This is a genomic window from Xenorhabdus santafensis, from assembly GCF_033949405.1.
Classification (GTDB): Bacteria; Pseudomonadota; Gammaproteobacteria; order Enterobacterales; family Enterobacteriaceae; genus Xenorhabdus; species Xenorhabdus santafensis.
Window position 1 is genome coordinate 1 of the sequence record NZ_VCDN01000418.1, and the last position, 334, is coordinate 334.

General features: G+C 39.5%; 1 protein-coding gene. It reads right to left on the reverse strand.

All coding sequences use genetic code 11. The features are described from left to right. Positions 1 to 58 precede the first annotated feature (58 nt). A partial coding sequence (locus FE392_RS20795; protein ID WP_319931986.1) for a BrxA/BrxB family bacilliredoxin occupies positions 59 to 334 on the reverse strand: 276 nt, incomplete at its 5' end.

The window sequence follows — 334 nt, forward strand, 5'->3', positions numbered from 1 at the left end:
TACTATCATTATTTCACCTCTATATAAAGAAAAGAGGGAGATTTACTCTCCCCCTTCTTTAGCAATTCTTTTCGAAAGCTTGTTCTAAGTTCGTAATAATTTCGTCCATAGTTGCACCTTCAATTTCATGACGGTGAATGAAGTGAACAACTTCTTTTCCTTTTAATAATGCCATAGATGGTGAAGATGGAGGGATTTCTCCGAAGTATTCACGCATTTTTGCGGTAGCATCTTTATCTTGACCTGCGAATACAGTTACAAGATGATCAGGTTGTTTTTCAGCACGAACAACCGCTTGACCTGCTGATGGACGTGCTAAACCAGCTGCACAACC